The organism is Pseudonocardia sp. Ae331_Ps2 (assembly GCF_001932405.1).
Lineage (GTDB): Bacteria > Actinomycetota > Actinomycetes > Mycobacteriales > Pseudonocardiaceae > Pseudonocardia.
The window spans coordinates 5,661,670-5,663,538 of sequence record NZ_MCIM01000001.1 but is presented as its reverse complement, the minus strand read 5'-3'; the positions used below and the strand labels follow the sequence as shown (position 1 = coordinate 5,663,538).

The window sequence follows — 1,869 nt, the reverse complement described above, 5'->3', positions numbered from 1 at the left end:
GGACCGTGCTGGTCGTCGAGTCCGCCGCGTCCGCGGTCGCCGACGGCGCCGCCGCGCTGGCCGACCTGCCGCAGGTCCAGTTCGTGCGGGGCCGCGCCGAGCGCGAGATCGCCCGGCTCCGGCCCGACCCCGACGTCGTGGTCACCGACCCGCCGCGGGCCGGGCTCGGGAAGGCCGCGGTGCGCGACCTGGCCGCCCGCGGCCCGCGGCGGATCGTGCACATCGCCTGCGACCCGGCCGCGCTGGCCCGGGACCTGTCCCTGTTCGCCACCGCCGGGTACCGCACCGCCGCGCTGCGGGCGTTCGACGCGTTCCCGATGACCCACCACATGGAGGCGGTCGCCCTGCTGGAGCGGATCCCGCGGTGACCACCGTCGTCCAGCTCTCGGACCTGCACCTCGGGCGTCCGGATCCGGAGGGCCGGGCCGCCCGCGCCGTCGCCGGGGTCCGGGCGCTGGATCCGGCGCCGGACGTCGTGGTCGTGACCGGGGACCTCGCCGACCACGGCGACCCCGCGGCCTACGCCGGGGCCGCCGCCCTGCTGGCCGGGCTCGACGCGCTGCACGTGCCCGGCAACCACGACGACCGCACCGCGATGGCCGCCGCCGTCGGCCCGGTGGGGGACCGGCTGCACCGCACCGGCGGCTGCACGGTGGCGCTGCTGGACACCCTGGTCCCCGGTGCGCCGCACGGTGCGCTGTCCGAGGGCGCCGTCGCCCTGCTCACCGAGGCCGTCCGGGACCCTGCGCCGCTGCTGGTCGCCCTGCACCACCCGCCGGTCGCGCTCGGGCACCCCGTGCTCGACGGGATGCGGCTGCGCGACCCCGGCCCGCTGGAGATGCTGCTCGCCGCCCGGTCCGACCCGACGCTGGTGGTGTGCGGGCACGTCCACACCCCGCTGGCGACGACGTTCGCCGGGCACCCGCTCGTCGTCGCCCCGTCGGTGGCGCCCGCCCTGCGCTGGCCGGACGTGCCCGGTGCCGGAGGCTCCGACCCGGTCCCGGCGCCGGGTGGGGTGCTGCACGTGCTCGGTGACGGGCCGCCGCGCAGCCGGTTCCTGAACTGGCCGGTGTGAGGCGGGTCGGATGTCGCGGGGGACTCGGAACCCGCTAAGCTCGCTTCAGAACTGAATACGCCGAAAGTAGCAAGCCCTCGTAGTCCAATCGGCAGAGACGATGCACTCAAAATGCATACAGTGTGGGTTCGAATCCCACCGAGGGCACCATTGTCCGGAATTGTCGGTGGCGCGTGCGACGGTTTCCGCATGCACCCGCCACACGTCGTCGACAGGGCCCGGTCGCTGTATCGCGGCGGCATGCCGGTTCGGTCGGTGGCCGCGGCCGTCGGCGTCCCCGAGCGGACCGTGCGCCACTGGTGCACCGGGACCCGTCGCACGGGGGACCCGCGGCGGACCCGGGCCCGCTGCTTCCGCTGCGCCCCCGGTATCGACGTCCCCGTCGCCGACTACGCCTATCTGCTCGGCATGTACCTCGGTGACGGACACCTCACCGCTGCGCAGCGCACCCACTGAGGTGTTCTCAGTAGCGGGTTGATCATGTCGTGCGGTCGTACTCGGTGTGGAGTAGTACGAGCGCAGCTGCGGTGATCGCGCCGGTGCGCCAGGGACATAGCGTGACTCGCCGCAACGCGGCGAAGGTGGTCTTGAGCAGGGCGTTTCCGCGTTCGGTCAGAGCACGAAGGGCTGAGTGCAGGGTGTTGACGGTGCGCTGGTTGACCGTCTGCCCGCGGCCGGGGGCGGGTTTGATGGGCACGGTGAGCCGGTCGGCTTCGCCTTCGTAGCCGAGGTCGCCCAGCGCGGCGTGGGTGTCGTCGGTGAACGCGGCCAGGCCCTCGAGCAGCCCGGGGTGC

General features: G+C 74.4%; 3 protein-coding genes, 1 tRNA gene and 1 pseudogene. 4 read left to right on the top strand and 1 reads right to left on the bottom strand.

Annotated elements, in window-relative coordinates; genetic code table 11:
- The 4 genes and pseudogenes from Ae331Ps2_RS32775 to Ae331Ps2_RS26445 all read left to right on the top strand — a co-directional run.
- Window positions 1-368, top strand: a pseudogene (locus Ae331Ps2_RS32775) (class I SAM-dependent RNA methyltransferase); the annotation flags it as partial.
- Window positions 365-1,075 (top strand): metallophosphoesterase, encoded by a 711-nt coding sequence (locus Ae331Ps2_RS26455; protein ID WP_075305797.1) that lies wholly within the window; start codon window positions 365-367, stop codon window positions 1,073-1,075. The pseudogene Ae331Ps2_RS32775 and the gene Ae331Ps2_RS26455, both read left to right, overlap by 4 nt.
- A gap of 73 nt (window positions 1,076-1,148) precedes the next feature.
- A tRNA-Leu gene (locus tag Ae331Ps2_RS26450) sits at window positions 1,149-1,225 on the top strand.
- 90 nt (window positions 1,226-1,315) lie between these two features.
- Window positions 1,316-1,531: a hypothetical protein gene (locus Ae331Ps2_RS26445; protein WP_139318697.1), complete on the top strand. Its 216-nt coding sequence runs from the start codon at window positions 1,316-1,318 to the stop codon at window positions 1,529-1,531.
- 22 nt (window positions 1,532-1,553) lie between these two features.
- Here Ae331Ps2_RS26445 and Ae331Ps2_RS33650 read toward each other — a convergent pair.
- On the bottom strand, window positions 1,554-1,869 hold a 316-nt coding region (locus Ae331Ps2_RS33650), incomplete at its 5' end, for a transposase family protein (RefSeq protein WP_305775549.1).